Annotated in this window: 20 protein-coding genes; 15 read left to right on the plus strand and 5 right to left on the minus strand. The window is 49.2% G+C overall.

The genetic code is table 11. The features are described 5' to 3' along the window. Window positions 1-4 precede the first annotated feature (4 nt). The 5 genes from IQE94_RS06850 (at window position 5) to grrM (ending at window position 2,698) form a co-directional block, all read left to right on the plus strand. Complete coding sequence (locus IQE94_RS06850) at window positions 5-271, plus strand: hypothetical protein (protein ID WP_223342963.1); 267 nt, start codon at window positions 5-7, stop codon at window positions 269-271. Then, window positions 220-408 carry a hypothetical protein gene (locus tag IQE94_RS06855; protein WP_223342964.1) on the plus strand — a complete coding sequence of 63 codons (189 nt, stop codon included), beginning with the start codon at window positions 220-222 and terminating at the stop codon, window positions 406-408. Before IQE94_RS06850 ends, IQE94_RS06855 begins: the two co-directional genes overlap by 52 nt. Before the next feature lie 65 nt (window positions 409-473). Beyond that, window positions 474-911, plus strand: a complete 438-nt coding sequence (gene grrA / locus IQE94_RS06860) for a GrrA/OscA1 family cyclophane-containing rSAM-modified RiPP (protein WP_212717019.1) — start codon at window positions 474-476, stop codon at window positions 909-911. 74 nt (window positions 912-985) lie between these two features. Further along, window positions 986-1,471 (plus strand): hypothetical protein, encoded by a 486-nt coding sequence (locus tag IQE94_RS06865; protein ID WP_223342965.1) that lies wholly within the window; start codon window positions 986-988, stop codon window positions 1,469-1,471. Window positions 1,472-1,510: 39 nt separating this feature from the next. Next, window positions 1,511-2,698 (plus strand): cyclophane-forming radical SAM/SPASM peptide maturase GrrM/OscB, encoded by a 1,188-nt coding sequence (grrM, locus tag IQE94_RS06870; protein WP_212717020.1) that lies wholly within the window; start codon window positions 1,511-1,513, stop codon window positions 2,696-2,698. 23 nt (window positions 2,699-2,721) lie between these two features. Here grrM and IQE94_RS06875 read toward each other — a convergent pair whose 3' ends face one another. Next, window positions 2,722-3,540, minus strand: coding sequence for a HEAT repeat domain-containing protein (locus IQE94_RS06875; RefSeq protein WP_212722308.1), 819 nt, complete (start codon window positions 3,538-3,540; stop codon window positions 2,722-2,724). A gap of 53 nt (window positions 3,541-3,593) precedes the next feature. Next, window positions 3,594-4,418 carry a fumarylacetoacetate hydrolase family protein gene (locus tag IQE94_RS06880; protein ID WP_212717021.1) on the minus strand — a complete coding sequence of 275 codons (825 nt, stop codon included), beginning with the start codon at window positions 4,416-4,418 and terminating at the stop codon, window positions 3,594-3,596. Window positions 4,419-4,723: 305 nt separating this feature from the next. Here IQE94_RS06880 and rpsF point away from each other — a divergent pair, with 305 nt between their 5' ends. After that, window positions 4,724-5,065, plus strand: coding sequence for a 30S ribosomal protein S6 (rpsF, locus tag IQE94_RS06885; RefSeq protein WP_212717022.1), 342 nt, complete (start codon window positions 4,724-4,726; stop codon window positions 5,063-5,065). A gap of 33 nt (window positions 5,066-5,098) precedes the next feature. Here rpsF and IQE94_RS06890 read toward each other — a convergent pair whose 3' ends face one another. Beyond that, on the minus strand, window positions 5,099-5,566 hold the full coding sequence (locus tag IQE94_RS06890; RefSeq protein ID WP_212717023.1) for a hydrogenase maturation protease: 468 nt from the start codon (window positions 5,564-5,566) through the stop codon (window positions 5,099-5,101). A gap of 220 nt (window positions 5,567-5,786) precedes the next feature. Between IQE94_RS06890 and clpS the strand changes: the two genes are divergently transcribed. Continuing rightward, window positions 5,787-6,083, plus strand: coding sequence for an ATP-dependent Clp protease adapter ClpS (gene clpS, locus IQE94_RS06895; protein WP_190599762.1), 297 nt, complete (start codon window positions 5,787-5,789; stop codon window positions 6,081-6,083). Between the two features lie 298 nt (window positions 6,084-6,381). Here clpS and IQE94_RS06900 read toward each other — a convergent pair whose 3' ends face one another. Both IQE94_RS06900 and IQE94_RS06905 read right to left on the minus strand, forming a co-directional pair. Further along, the gene (locus tag IQE94_RS06900) at window positions 6,382-7,020 is read right to left on the minus strand and encodes an exopolysaccharide biosynthesis protein (protein ID WP_212717024.1); all 639 of its coding nucleotides are present in this window, start codon (window positions 7,018-7,020) and stop codon (window positions 6,382-6,384) included. Between the two features lie 41 nt (window positions 7,021-7,061). Then, window positions 7,062-8,123 (minus strand): D-alanine--D-alanine ligase family protein, encoded by a 1,062-nt coding sequence (locus IQE94_RS06905; RefSeq protein ID WP_212717025.1) that lies wholly within the window; start codon window positions 8,121-8,123, stop codon window positions 7,062-7,064. 136 nt (window positions 8,124-8,259) lie between these two features. Here IQE94_RS06905 and IQE94_RS06910 point away from each other — a divergent pair, with 136 nt between their 5' ends. From IQE94_RS06910 to IQE94_RS06945, 8 genes are all read left to right on the plus strand, one after another. Beyond that, window positions 8,260-9,234, plus strand: coding sequence for an ABC transporter permease (locus IQE94_RS06910; protein WP_249213897.1), 975 nt, complete (start codon window positions 8,260-8,262; stop codon window positions 9,232-9,234). Between the two features lie 78 nt (window positions 9,235-9,312). After that, window positions 9,313-9,489, plus strand: a complete 177-nt coding sequence (locus IQE94_RS06915) for a hypothetical protein (RefSeq protein WP_194013460.1) — start codon at window positions 9,313-9,315, stop codon at window positions 9,487-9,489. A gap of 42 nt (window positions 9,490-9,531) precedes the next feature. After that, window positions 9,532-9,804, plus strand: coding sequence for a hypothetical protein (locus tag IQE94_RS06920; protein WP_212717029.1), 273 nt, complete (start codon window positions 9,532-9,534; stop codon window positions 9,802-9,804). 9 nt (window positions 9,805-9,813) lie between these two features. Next, complete coding sequence (locus tag IQE94_RS06925; protein WP_194013456.1) at window positions 9,814-10,131, plus strand: DUF6825 family protein; 318 nt, start codon at window positions 9,814-9,816, stop codon at window positions 10,129-10,131. 168 nt (window positions 10,132-10,299) lie between these two features. Continuing rightward, window positions 10,300-10,602: a hypothetical protein gene (locus IQE94_RS06930; protein ID WP_370630527.1), complete on the plus strand. Its 303-nt coding sequence runs from the start codon at window positions 10,300-10,302 to the stop codon at window positions 10,600-10,602. Window positions 10,603-10,604: 2 nt separating this feature from the next. After that, window positions 10,605-10,793 (plus strand): hypothetical protein, encoded by a 189-nt coding sequence (locus tag IQE94_RS06935; RefSeq protein WP_212717030.1) that lies wholly within the window; start codon window positions 10,605-10,607, stop codon window positions 10,791-10,793. A gap of 48 nt (window positions 10,794-10,841) precedes the next feature. Then, the gene (locus IQE94_RS06940; protein ID WP_223342966.1) at window positions 10,842-12,599 is read left to right on the plus strand and encodes an AarF/ABC1/UbiB kinase family protein; all 1,758 of its coding nucleotides are present in this window, start codon (window positions 10,842-10,844) and stop codon (window positions 12,597-12,599) included. Between the two features lie 54 nt (window positions 12,600-12,653). Beyond that, window positions 12,654-13,418 carry a PP2C family serine/threonine-protein phosphatase gene (locus IQE94_RS06945; RefSeq protein WP_212717034.1) on the plus strand — a complete coding sequence of 255 codons (765 nt, stop codon included), beginning with the start codon at window positions 12,654-12,656 and terminating at the stop codon, window positions 13,416-13,418. Window positions 13,419-13,433: the final 15 nt, after the last annotated feature.

Consider the following 13,433-nt stretch of genomic DNA (forward strand, 5'->3'; position numbering starts at 1 on the left):
TGTCATGAACTCTAACCAACTTGGCTGGACTGCTTTCCTTGTGGCGATCGCCAGTGTGGCATCCTCCCCTGCTGAAGCCGCTGTGGTCAACAATGATGTCCCCAGTCAAAGTGGCACCATTGAATCCCGTATTGCCCGTATTCACTCCACCATTAACAATAAGACTGATGCCACCAATGCCCTCGGCAGTGTTGCCCCTTCTCCGGAAGTCCCCCCCAAGTGGCGATCGGTTGGGGTAATGGCCGGGGCGGCGGTACTTTTGTCAACTTAGGCCGGGGCGGCTGGGGCAATGGGGGCGGCGGTGGTGGCTGGGGCAATGTTAATCCCTGGCGTAATGGCTGGGGCGATCGGGGCGGTTTCTATAACCGTCGTTGGCCCAACGGAGGAGGCTTTATCAACCGTTGGTAGAGCTTATCATTGAAGTCTGACTTGTCTTTTTCTGCTATCACCTCATCAATCTGGGAGAAATATCCATGTCCATCAATAACTGCTCTAGCTGGATGGCATTTGTTCTTGCCCTCACGGCGATCGGGACAGTGGCAGAACCCGGCTCCGCTTTAGAAGCTAACCCCCATAATCCCCTCGCCAACCGCTTAAATAATCTGAGTGCGGCTCTGCAACAACGGGCCAGTCAACTTCCCCCCCAGGAAACTCCCAGCAATCGAGCTGACCTGCAGGCCGGTTTTGCTAACCGGGGTGGGGGCGGCGGTGGTTTTGGTAATGCCCGGCGGGGAGGATGGGGCAATGGGTCCGGTGGTGGTGGCTTTGCCAATGTGGGGCGGGGCGGCTGGGCCGATGGCGGTGGTGGTGGCGGCTTTGTCAATATTAATAATCCCTGGGGTAACGGCTGGGGGGATGGAGGCGGCTTTGCTAACCGCAGTGGTGGCGGCGGTTTTGTGAACCGTTGGTAAGCTATGGGCCAATCAGAAAAGATTATGAACCTTGAGACCAAGGGAAAACAAATTTGTTTTTTTCTTCCTTTGCCATGTTTGATTGTCCGGCGGCCATGATTGCTCTAGTAATTGGTGGTTATCAATTGCTGGCGATCGCCCCCTTGATGGCCGGCCCGTCGGATGCCATTGACAATAGGTTTCAAGATATGATGCAGGGCTTTTTTGAGTGTCGGCTGGAGGGAACATACATTGCTCTTTGGGAAGGGATTGATCGTCCTAGTCAGGAATTTTTTGATGATCTTTTCCCTGAAAAAATTGAAGATGACTTTGCTTACTATCAAATTCAAACTAACTATTACGGTCTCCCGGTTACGGAAATCATGATCCCGGCTGGTACCTGGGGGGTCTATGCTGTCACGTTTGATGTTCCTATAGAAATTTCCCGGGACCGACTGCAAAAAGTATTCGGTTCTAGTTTTGGGGCAACTGAAGCGTCGGAATCAGGATTAGCGCCACAATTAATTATTGATCCGGACGATAAGCAAAAGTCAATTTGGCTATGCACCCCGCTTTTTTGATGGTAATAACTGACTATTTATTTTAATTGGTAACTGCTTATGCAAGGCTTAGTCAAGGAAACTGTAACGTTTGATTCCAGCCTAGATATAACTAAATTTGGCCCCACTACTTTAGTTATTGTTCAACCTACTTCCTACTGCAACTTGGATTGCGATTATTGTTACTTACCCGATCGCCATTTAAAAAACCATCTGCCCTTGGAACTGCTGGAGCCAATTATGCAGGCAATTTTTGCCAGTCCATTCACTACTAGCAACTTTAGTCTTTGTTGGCATGCAGGGGAACCATTGGCTGCTGGACTAGAATTTTACCGCCAAGCCTTTGCCCAGATTGAAGCCTACGGCGAAAAATATAATCACCGCCAGTTGTGGTTCGACCACTCTTTTCAAAGTAATGGCATTTTAATCAACCAAGCTTGGTGTGACCTATTTAAACAATATCCTGTCCATGTGGGCATTAGCCTCGACGGTCCCGCTTTCCTCCACGATAAACACCGTAAAACCAGAACGGGGCGGGGTAGTCATGCCGCCACCATGCGGGGAATTGAATGGTTACAGAAAAATGATATTTGCCATAGCGTTATTGCCGTTTTAACAGAGGAATCCTTAGATTATCCTGATGAAATTTTCCATTTTTTCCGGGATCATAATCTACTGGATGTGGGCTTTAATATGGAAGAAACGGAAGGCATTAATACGGAATCTTCCCTTAATAAACAGGGGACTTTGCAAAGATATAGACAATTTTTGGAAAGATTTTGGCAATTGACCAGCTCCAGCGAGCCAGAGTTTCTGGTGCGGGAATTTGAATGTTTATGTAACCTAATTTACACTGAAGACCGCCTCGATCATACAGATATGAATCGTCCCTTTGCCATTGTCAGCATTGACCACCGGGGCAACTTTTCTACCTTTGATCCAGAATTGTTAGCCATTAAAACACCCCAGTATGGGGATTTCATTTTTGGTAATGTGTTGACCGATTCCTTTGCTTCCGTTTGTCAAACGGAAAAATTTCAGCGCATTTATCAAGATATGATCCAGGGGGTGGAAAAATGTCGCCAAACCTGTGACTATTTCGGTCTATGTGGCGGCGGTGCTGGCAGTAATAAGTTTTGGGAAAATGGTAGTTTCAACTCCACTGAGACTCTGGCCTGTCGTTTTCGCATTCAACAGGTGGCGGAGGTGGTAATTGGTGCTCTGGAAGAGTCCCTTGGGTTAACCTAAAAATTGGCGAAAACCCGATATTCTTAAAGCAAACTATCCATTAAATCTAGAATTTCTCTGCTGGCTGGGCTAAGGGTTGTTGACTCGGAATTTTCTTGCTTTTGCCGATGGGCGGCCCATAGGTCTCGCAAGGCAATTAACTTGAGGCTATTTTCTGCAAAGGTTTTGGCGATCCCCTGGGCACCGGGTAAATAGCCAGTGGCGCCTAAATCCATCATGGCGGAACGCCGTAGTTGTAGGTCTGCCCCTCCTAGGGCGGTAATGAGAAGATCCCCATAGTGGTTATCCCCGGTTAACTGGAATAGGGCCCGGGCGGCGGCGTATTGGACTTTCGGTGAAAAATGCTCCAGAAATGGCTCAATTAAACCAATGGACTCAATGGCACAGAGAGCCCCTAGGGCTTCAATAATTGCCTCATAGGGTTGAACTAAATGGGGTTTACCCTCCACAAGCTGGGCCGCTTCTAGCCCTCCGGTTAATTTGGCCATCAGAGGCTCTATGGCCCTGGTATCTTCCAAACCTTCCAAAGCCTGGGCCGCGGACTCCCGCACGTAATAATCTTCACAATCCAATGCTTTGATCAAGGCCGGTACCACCTGGCGATCGCCTAATTTTCCCAACGCTTTGGCCGCATTACGTCGCAGGGGATAGCCGCTATCGGGGGAACGGTCACTTTCATCTTCCAAGGCCACCAACAGAGCAGCAATGGTTTCCGGTTGAGCCGCCCGAAAACGGCCAATCCACCAGGCCGCATAGTAACGGGCACTGGCATCTTCGGTTTGTTGCAAATTGGCGATCGCCTGGTCGAGGGTATAGGCGGGGTTAACAGCGGCTTCACTCATGGGCAGGGAAAAATCTCGGTCAAAAGGGGACATCAGGGGTGAGGAGTTAATAGTTAATTATCGGCTTCCAACTCCACCGTTGCCGGTAACTCTGGAGCCGGTAAAGGGGGCGCAATGATGGTGTTGGTTAAATTGCCAATGCCCTCAATTTCCACCTCTACTTTGTCCCCCACTTGTAGGGAACTAATGCCTTCCGGGGTGCCGGTCAAAATCACGTCGCCGGGGTAGAGGGTCATTACCTGGGAAATGTAACTCACCAACATGGGGGGAGCGAATACCATATCGCTGATGGCCGTGGCTTGCCGGGGAGTTTCTTCATCATTGACAATGGTTTCCAGATGGGCTTCCGGGTCGATGTGGCGCACCACCCAAGGCCCCAGGGGACAAAAACCGTCAAAGCCTTTTGCTCTCGTCCATTGGGAGTCCTGCCGTTGTAAATCCCTGGCTGTAATATCGTTGGCAATGGTGTAGCCCCAAATGGCACTAGCCGCCTCTTCTTCGCTAATATTTTTCACCTGTTTGCCAATAATGACTGCCAATTCCCCTTCGTAGTCCACCCGTTGGGATTGGGGAGGGTACACAATTTCCTCTTGGTCAGCGACGATCGCCGAAGGAGGCTTGAAAAACAAGAGGGGTTCCGTCGGCACATCGTTACCTAATTCCGCCGCATGGGCCCGGTAATTGCGCCCCACTGCCACAATTTTAGAGGGCTCACAGGGGGCCAGTAAGCGATAATCCCCTTCACTGACGGCAATGCTTAGGGCTTGACCCCCCAACCAAGGTGCTGCACTTAACAAAATCACACTGTGATCCAATTGGAACAAACCATAATGGACGGTGCCAGAGTCGGCCTGGATACGAACGTAGCGTTGGACCATAGTGGTGCTAAAGAAAGTAATCAGGGGGACAGTCAATGCTCAACTTTTGTCTGAAGTCAAAGCTGGAGCAGGATGTAAGTCCATGGATAGGCTAGTGGTCAGGGTTTAACTGTGGCATTGACCCCTAGCTCCCCGGCCACCCTAACGAGTATGATAAAAGATCCTTGCTTTTACTCAAACTTTGGTGTCAGCTAGCCATGGGTTTAGTGGTGGTGACAGTTCCTCCAGTGGGGACTGGCCAGCCCAGACCGTGGTGGTCGCTGCCCCACGCCTGAGTTTAAGCCCTAAAGTCCATAAGGAGTCATGTGCTTGTGAATAGTTACGAACTGATGGTAATTCTCCGTCCCGACCTCAATGAAGAACGGGTCAGCCAAGAAGTTACCAAATACCAAGAATTTTTGACCAACAATGCCGCTGAAGAAGTTTCGGTGAAAGTCTGGGGCAAACGCCGCCTCGCCTACCAAATCCGTCGCTTTAACGATGGCATTTATGTTTTGTTTAACTTCAACGGTGACGGCCAGCAGATTGCTTTAATTGAGCGGGATATGCGCCTTAACGATAATGTGATGCGCTTTTTGAGCATTAAGCTCACTCCGGAAAAACTAGAAAAAGAGAAAAAAGCTAAAGCTGTGCCCGTAGAAGCCTAACTCTTCAGTTCTGGGTTCCCCCTGGCTTTATATTTACCCCATTACCAAGGGGCGGATCTTGGCTAGGGCTTCTGCTTGGGCCATGGCGGTCAGGGGGGACAACCTTTCCCCATAGTCAAAGGTAAAGGCCGGAATCAATATCCACCAAGCCTGCACCTCAACGCCGTAGAGAATTTTAGCCAGGGCAATCAACTCCAACGGACTGCCCCGGTGTCCCAATTCCCCAGATAGTTGCTCCGGCGGCGGTAAATATAACGGTTGGCATTGCACCGATGGGGAACTTTGGTCTTGGCACCATTGGGCGTCGATGAAAATTACCCGATCCACAGTGGCGATTGCCTCGGCCAATTCCGGCGTGAGTTGGTGGGTGGAAATAACCTGACAATGAGGCCAGTTTTGCTGATCAATTTCTTCGGCTAGATAGCGCCCCACGCCATCGTCCCCCCGCAGGGTGTTACCGTAACCGATCACCAAAGTGGACCTGGGGGATGTAGCTGTCATACCGTTGCCATCAATGTCCTGGGAAGGGCGGGGAAGACTAGAAAAGACCTAGGGTAGGTTTGCGAAGCTTGCTCAGTCCTCAGGTTTGGAGGGAAAATAGCTCAAAATTTCCCATTATATTGAGAAAATAGGTTTAAACTCCACTAACAAACTCCTAGCATAGGGAGCAATGGGGTCAGGATAGAATTTGATTATCAGTCTCAGCAACCGGATTACTGTCGTGATTAGCAACGCCGCCACCAGCACCCCCGATCGCCTAACTAGCACAGTCCGCAAAACCTATCCCAACTTTAAGGTAATTGTCCTCAACGACGATTTCAACACTTTCCAGCACGTGTCTGATTGTTTGATCAAATATATTCCCGGCATGACTGGCGATCGGGCTTGGGAATTGACCAATCAAGTACACTTCGATGGTTTAGCTGTGGTGTGGGTGGGACCCCAGGAACAGGCGGAACTGTACCATCAACAATTACGACGGGAAGGTTTGACCATGGCTCCCCTAGAAAAAGCCTGAAGGCCTACCGGGAAACTAGGTTTGGACAGGTAGATCTACAAAAGTTCCTTCCAGTCCATCAAAGGTTGGGCGAGAAGTTTTTAACCACGACTATGCAAACAACTTCTCAACTCGACTTTGTCCAAATTCCCTAAAGCTCAAACGAGAGAGTGAGGTTTCTAGATGCATTGCTTTAGGACTTTCTCAACATTGCTGTCAAACAGCGACGTTTTAAAAGTCATAAACATTACCCTGAGAGGCTTTTGGGATAATCGCTAAAGTTTTTTTAAATGGATAAAGTAGAGCTCAAATCAAGGGTTTATGCCCCACCAAACTGCACTTTGAGCCAATCTTTGAGAATGTCAATGATGGTGATGCCGCCATTGAAGAAAACATAAATCACGGATACCATTAATACCCCAATCAGAACAGAAAAGATCATTCCGGCTCCAGTGATTAAACCGTCGTCCTCCTGCAGGCCAAAACCAGTAATAAAAATGCTCATAGCTGGCAGGGTATTGGTACCCGGAATGGGAATCATCATGGAAATGGCCATGGAGCCAATGGTAATGCCCATGAGCACTCGACCCACTCGACTTTGGCAAACAAAGGGTAAACGGGGATGGGCGATCGCCTCTAATCTTTTTAACCAGGGCACACCGGCTTTGACGATCCCTTGGGCTTTGCTGGTTTTAATGGTTTTACTTTGCCAGGACAGGGGTAACCATAACTGCTGACGGCCGGCTATGAGTTGGATTGCCACCAGAAAAATTAGTACCCCAAAGGGGGTGGAATAACCGGGAGCGGGAATTGGTAAAGCGGAAGGTAGGGAAAGAATAACCAAGACAATGCCAAAAATTTTCTCCTTGGCGATCGCCAAAACCTGGGCCAGGTTAACCGTTGGGCCACGGTCTTCCTTAAAAAAGTAATCCTGCAATTCCTGGGACAAACGGGCCATATTGATTGTTAATAAAGCTTGGGAGTTAAAAATTCCGTTTTTTACTGACTAGGCTGGCCATGGTATGCCACCGCCAACTGCAATAATCGATCCACTAAGCTAGGAAATTCTACCCCAGAAGCTCGCCATAGTTCGGGATACATACTAAAAGCGGTAAAACCGGGCAGGGTATTAATTTCGTTGATTACAATGTGCCCTGTGGCCGGTTGATAAAAAAAGTCCAACCTTCCCAAACCGGCGGCGTCAATGGCTTTAAAGGCCTGGATGGCCATGGTCTGAATTTTACTCACTACCTCTGCGGGCAAATCGGCGGGAATATGCATTTGGGAGCGGCCATCGGTATATTTGGTTTCGTAGTCGTAAAAGTCGCTGTCATAGGTGATTTCCCCCACCACGGAAGCTTGGGGATTGTCATTACCCAACACCGCACATTCCACTTCCCGGATATCCATTAAACCTGCTTCCACAATGATGCGGCGATCGTAACTGGCGGCGTTATCCAAGGCCACCTCCAATTCGCTCCGATTGCGTACTTTGGCAATGCCGACGGAGGAACCCAAATTAGCTGGCTTAACAAAACAGGGATAGCCCACCTGGGCTTCGATTTTGTCGCATAGGGCCGGAAAGACACAGGGATTAGACCAAATTTCTCCCCGCTCTACTCCCATGTAATTAACCTGGGGCAACCCCGCCTGCTCAAAGACCATTTTCATAGCTAGCTTATCCATGCCCACACAGGAACCCAACACCCCACTACCCACATAGGGCACTTGCATCAAACTAAATAGACCCTGCACAGTGCCATCTTCGCCGTTGGGGCCGTGCAAAATTGGGAACCACACTTCCATTTGGGCCGCTTCGGGGGGAAACTGCCACCGTTGTTCGGATGTAACGGGCTGTCCCCCTGAGGAGATTCCTTGGTCCAAGACCTGTTGAGAGACTTCTGGCTCCAGCCAAACACCATTTTTTTGAATGTAAAAAAGGGTTACTTGGTATTTTGTTTGGTTATCACCGCTGGCCAGGGCTTTGGCGATCGCCTGGGCGGATTTGATCGAGACTTCATGCTCCCCAGAACACCCACCAAATAACAGCCCCACACGCATGGCAATCCCCTGAAAACTTAAGCTTAGATTGGTTTATTCCGCATAGCCTATCACAAAAGTCTAAGCTGTCAGTGACGGAAAAAATTCCCCCTTTTGTGCTTAATTAAACTGGCGCTCTCCTTTGTGGTCCATGCCTATGCCCCCTTTGCCCCCCGCCGTTGGCCTCATCTGCAAACGTTTGGCGATCGCCGTTATCACTCTGCTGGGCATTAGTTTAGTAATTTTCAGTTTGCTAGCCCTTGCTCCGGGCAATCCGTTAGGGGAATTAGCCACCAATCCTTCTATTTCCCAGGAGGTGCGGGACAACTTACGCCGTAGTTTGGGTTTAGACCAACCGTTGCCCATCCGTTATTTAAAATGGCTCTGGAGTCTTTTGCAGGGGGATTTGGGCTATTCCTTCACCAGCCGTAGTCCCGTCATGGAGTTAATTGGCCAACGACTCCCCACTACCCTCTGGTTAATGGGCACTGCCTACCTGATCAGCTTGGCGATCGCCATTCCTTTGGGAGTAACGGCGGCAATTTATCGGGGGCGCTGGTGGGAACCCCTGATCAGCGGTATTAGTTTGATGGGCTTTTCCCTACCCACTTTTTTGACGGGGCTATTATTTATCCTCATTTTTAGTGTGCAACTGGGGTGGCTTCCCTTCATCTACGACAGTACCCTGGCAGTGAATAGCATGGCCAGCTTGGGGGAACAAATCCGTCAGTTGTTGATGCCGGTGGCAGTGTTAGTTTTTTATCAGTCGGCGGTAATTCTCCGGTTTGTGCGCTCCGCCGTGTTGGAAGAATTACCCCAAAACTACATTCGCACCGCCTACGCCAAGGGGTTAGGTACCTGGGGAATGCTCAAAAATCACCTTTTGAAAAACGCGTCTTTACCCCTGATCACCCTCATTGCCTTGGATGTTCCCACCATTTTTACCGGAGCCCTAGTAACGGAGCAGGTTTTCCGAGTACCCGGCATTGGGGCGTTGCTCATCGAATCCATTTACCGCAGTGACACCCCAGTGGTGATGGCAGTAACCTTTCTGTATGCGGTTTTGATTGTCTTTTTCAGTAGCCTGGCGGATTTAATTTACCAATTGGTGGATCCCCGCATTCGTTGGTGATGGGGGAATGTCACCATTGTTAGCCCGACGGAAAAGGGCTATAAATCAAAGGTGAACCCTTAAATTTCCTTAACCACCATGCTGGATAAAACCACGTTGCAAGAAAGCATCCTGACCATCAAACAGAAGCGCAAATTCCTCGAAGACCTGGCGGAACAACCTAACTTGGGCATTCTTTCCCTGGACGTGTCCCAAGCTCTGGCGGAATTAGACGACTTGATCGAAGAGTTTGAAAACACCTTTCCCGACGCCTAGGCTGACCTTTTTTCACAGTTATCAAACAGTTAACCTCATAGTATGCGTATTTTTGCTCCCCATCCCCTGTGGCAAACCCTTGTGTTCACGGCGGGCATTATGTTGGCGGCAGGCATGGGCTTTGGCATGGCTCTACGGTCGGCGGCCCCCGGGGTAGTGGCAGATCCTACGGTGCCGACAGAACCCCAGGACAGCGGTGGAATTTTCCGGTCTGAGCAAAGTTTCCCTCCCCAACCGGACTGGAATTTAGATTCCCAGGGGGAGGATGAGAATCATGGTGGGGCACGTTATAATTCTTTACAAATGCAACCATAGAAAAAGTCCATGCAAAACCAAGTCCTCCAGGCCTTTTTTCTCGGCCGTGCCTTTGCCGAAGTCCTCAGCGAAAAGGTAGAAGACGGCGTCACCAATGCCCTGAGCGAGTTGGGCAAGTTCGATGCGGAACAACGGGAAAACCTCCGACAGTTCATTGCCGAAGTACAATCCCGCGCGGCCAATGATGTCACCCAGGAAGGGGCGGCGATCGCCACGGTGGATGGACCCGTAACCGCCGACGAGTTGCAAGAAACATTGGATAAACTGCGGGCGGAAATTGCCAGCTTGAAATCTGAGTTGAAAACCTACCGGGATAACCAAGGTTAACCGCACTTTCATGGCTGAAACTGTTTACCTAGAAACCAATATTTTTGGCTATCTCACCGCTAGATCCAGTCAGAATTTGATTTTGGTGGCCAACGTAGAGGTGGCAGTTACAAAAAAATAATTTTCAACTCTATGTATCTCAAGTTGTTCTAGATGAGGTTTCCCAGGGTGAATCTAATTATCGCTTCCCAACGTGTGCAATTGGTGCAAAGTATTTCTGCCTTGTCCGTTACGAGGAACTCTATTAGTTTGGGAAAGCAATTTTTGGCCAAGACTAATCTGCCCCAAAAAGCTGAGTTAGATACTCTTCACATTGCTATTGCAACCGTCCATGGCTTGGATTACCTATTAACATGGAATTGTAAGCATATTGCCAATGCTCAAATTCAAAAAAAGTTGGCACAAGTAGCTAATGACTTTGGATTCAAATTACCGATACTGTGCACACCCTATGAACTTTCAGGAGATTAGTCATGTTCAGAGATGAAATCGTTGAAGAAATTCATAAGCTCCGGCAGGAATATGCTCGTTCATTTAATTATGATTTAGATGCAATTTATGAGGATATAAAACGGAAGGAAGCCACTAGTGGTCGTACTTATGTAATTCCTAATTCTTCTCCTGAGTTTAAAGAGAAGGAATCCCCAGTTTCCAAAGCTTGATTTTTGTCCGCTTACCCGTCTTCCCCTTAGCCCTTTCTTAATATCAGTGTGTCTGCCCTATCCACTAAGCTTGAGCCCACAGCATCCTATTCTGAATCCCTGCCCCCCAAACGGCGATCGTCCCTAGAAGCGGAGGGTCGGTATCGTTGGAATCGGGGTAACTATTCCATCACCCGGCGGCGCATTGACATTTGGGGCTTTGTACTGACTTTGCTGTACCAATTTTGGTTAAATGGCAAAAAATGGAGCTATGCTGGGGGCTACACAGAAGAAAAACTCCAGCAACGGCGGCGGCGTCAGGCCAAATGGATTCGGGAAAATCTCCTCAGCCTTGGCCCCACCTTCATCAAAGTAGGCCAGCTATTTTCCACCCGTTCCGACCTATTTCCAGCGGAATATGTAGAGGAATTGTCCAAACTACAGGATGAAGTGCCTGCCTTTAGCTACGAACAGGCCGCCAGCATTATCGAAGGGGAATTAGGTAAACCGATCGCCAAACTGTATCGGAGTTTTGACCCGGTGCCCCTGGCGGCGGCCAGTTTAGGACAGGTGCATAAAGCCCAGTTGCATACGGGCGAAGATGTGGTGGTGAAAGTGCAACGGCCAGGGTTGAAAAAACTATTTACCATTGACCTGGCTATCCTGAAAAAAATTGCCCAATATTTCCAAAATCATCCCAAATGGGGCCGGGGGCGAGATTGGAACGGCATTTACGAAGAATGTTGCAAAATTCTCTGGCAGGAAACGGATTATCTCCGGGAAGGGCGCAGTGCGGATACCTTTCGGCGTAATTTCCGGGGGGAAGATTGGGTTAAGGTGCCCAGGGTCTATTGGCGCTACACTTCTACCCAAATTTTGACGTTGGAATATTTGCCCGGTATTAAAATTAGTCATTACGATGCCCTGGAAGCGGCGGGCTTAGAACGAAAAGAGTTGGCCCAACTGGGGGCTCGGGCTTACCTCTTCCAATTGTTAAACCATGGCTTTTTCCACGCCGATCCCCACCCTGGCAATTTGGCTGTTAGCCCAGAAGCGGGAGCCTTAATTTTCTATGACTTTGGCATGATGGGGGAAATCACCCCGGATACGAAAAATAAACTCATGGATACCTTGTTTGGGGTGGCAGAAAAAAATGCTGAGCGCATTGTCAATTCCCTCGTCGCCCTGGGGGCCCTGAAGGAAACAGAAGACATGGGACCCATCCGGCGATCAGTGCAATTTTTGTTGGACAACTTCATGGATAAACCCTTTGAAGAACAGTCCATTACTAAAATTAGTGACGATCTTTACGAAATCGCCTACGATCAACCTTTCCGTTTTCCGGCAACTTTCACCTTTGTGATGCGGGCTTTTTCGACCCTGGAGGGGGTGGGAAAAGGGTTAGATCCGGATTTCAATTTCATGGCCGTGGCCCAACCCTTCGCTTTACAAATTATGAACAATTCCAATGGTTTTAACCCCGCCGGTAACATCATGGATGAACTGGGTCGCCAGGCTGTTCAAGTGGGTAATAGTGCCCTGGGGTTACCCCGCCGCATTGAAGACAGCCTTGATCGCCTAGACCGGGGAGATATCCGAGTCCGGGTTAGATCAACGGAAACTGATCGTCTCCTGCGACGAATGGGTACTATGCAAATGGGCACCAACTATGTTTTATTTACCTGTGCTTTGGTGCTGTCGGCCACGCTATTGTTTGTAAATGATTATTTTGTGGCGGCGGGGGTTGTGTTATTAATATCATTGGTGCCAGCCTTTGCCCTCTGGCGATTATTAAAACGCCTGGAAAGACAAGACCGGATGTTTTAAAAGACGAGCCACTCTCTCTCTGCCAACCAAAACTAACCCAATTTTCTAAGGCCTGTGACAGAAGTGAATTTATCAGTTGTTAGTCGTAGTTCCACGGGGCAAACGGATCCCGGTCTAGTTCGCCAGTACAATCAAGATAGTTTTTACCTTGATCCCGAGGGACGGTTCTACATTGTGGCCGATGGTATGGGGGGACATGCGGGCGGAGAAGAGGCCAGTCGCATTGCGGTGGAAAGGGTGCGGGATTACTTAGACACCTATTGGCGCTCGGAGATTACCTCGGAACAGTTGCTCAGAGATGCCCTGATGGATGCTAACGAGGGTATTCTCGAAGACCAAAAAATTAATCTAGAACGACGGGATATGGGTACCACCGCAGTATTAATTGCCTTTCGGGACGATGGCGCCTGGCGGGCCCATGTAGGGGATTCTCGCCTGTATCGTTTGCGGAATCAGCAATTAGAGCGGGTTACGGAGGACCATACCTGGGTGGCCAGGGCCTTGAAAATGGGGGATATTGACCCGGCCCAGGCTAAAGTCCATCCTTGGCGTCATGTGCTGTTTCAATGTTTGGGGCGGCAGGATTTGAATTTTATCGAGGTGGAAGCTCTAGATGCCCAACCGGGAGACACTTTTATGATGTGTAGCGACGGCTTGACGGAGGAGGTGCCCGATAATCTAATTGAAAAAATCCTCACTGGTCAGGGGAATTGTGATGACCAGGCCGCCCAATTAATTGAAGAAGCCAAAAATGCCGGTGGCTCAGACAATATCACCATAGTGCTAGTGGATTTGGCTGAGGATACCCCGGCAAGTTAATAGATTAGTATGTCT

This window comes from Synechocystis sp. PCC 7339, assembly GCF_019924095.1.
In the GTDB taxonomy this organism is placed as follows: Bacteria; Cyanobacteriota; Cyanobacteriia; order Cyanobacteriales; family Microcystaceae; genus Synechocystis.

Excerpts from the sequence above, each read along its gene's own strand:
- IQE94_RS06850 (WP_223342963.1), top strand. The coding sequence starts at position 5 with ATGAACTCTAACCAACTTGGCTGGACTGCTTTCCTTGTGGCGATCGCC.
- grrA (WP_212717019.1), top strand. The coding sequence starts at position 474 with ATGTCCATCAATAACTGCTCTAGCTGGATGGCATTTGTTCTTGCCCTC.
- IQE94_RS06865 (WP_223342965.1), top strand. The coding sequence starts at position 986 with ATGTTTGATTGTCCGGCGGCCATGATTGCTCTAGTAATTGGTGGTTAT.
- grrM (WP_212717020.1), top strand. The coding sequence starts at position 1,511 with ATGCAAGGCTTAGTCAAGGAAACTGTAACGTTTGATTCCAGCCTAGAT.
- IQE94_RS06875 (WP_212722308.1), bottom strand. The coding sequence starts at position 3,540 with ATGAGTGAAGCCGCTGTTAACCCCGCCTATACCCTCGACCAGGCGATC.
- IQE94_RS06880 (WP_212717021.1), bottom strand. The coding sequence starts at position 4,418 with ATGGTCCAACGCTACGTTCGTATCCAGGCCGACTCTGGCACCGTCCAT.
- IQE94_RS06890 (WP_212717023.1), bottom strand. The coding sequence starts at position 5,566 with ATGACAGCTACATCCCCCAGGTCCACTTTGGTGATCGGTTACGGTAAC.
- IQE94_RS06900 (WP_212717024.1), bottom strand. The coding sequence starts at position 7,020 with ATGGCCCGTTTGTCCCAGGAATTGCAGGATTACTTTTTTAAGGAAGAC.
- IQE94_RS06905 (WP_212717025.1), bottom strand. The coding sequence starts at position 8,123 with ATGCGTGTGGGGCTGTTATTTGGTGGGTGTTCTGGGGAGCATGAAGTC.
- IQE94_RS06910 (WP_249213897.1), top strand. The coding sequence starts at position 8,260 with ATGCCCCCTTTGCCCCCCGCCGTTGGCCTCATCTGCAAACGTTTGGCG.
- IQE94_RS06915 (WP_194013460.1), top strand. The coding sequence starts at position 9,313 with ATGCTGGATAAAACCACGTTGCAAGAAAGCATCCTGACCATCAAACAG.
- IQE94_RS06920 (WP_212717029.1), top strand. The coding sequence starts at position 9,532 with ATGCGTATTTTTGCTCCCCATCCCCTGTGGCAAACCCTTGTGTTCACG.
- IQE94_RS06925 (WP_194013456.1), top strand. The coding sequence starts at position 9,814 with ATGCAAAACCAAGTCCTCCAGGCCTTTTTTCTCGGCCGTGCCTTTGCC.
- IQE94_RS06935 (WP_212717030.1), top strand. The coding sequence starts at position 10,605 with ATGTTCAGAGATGAAATCGTTGAAGAAATTCATAAGCTCCGGCAGGAA.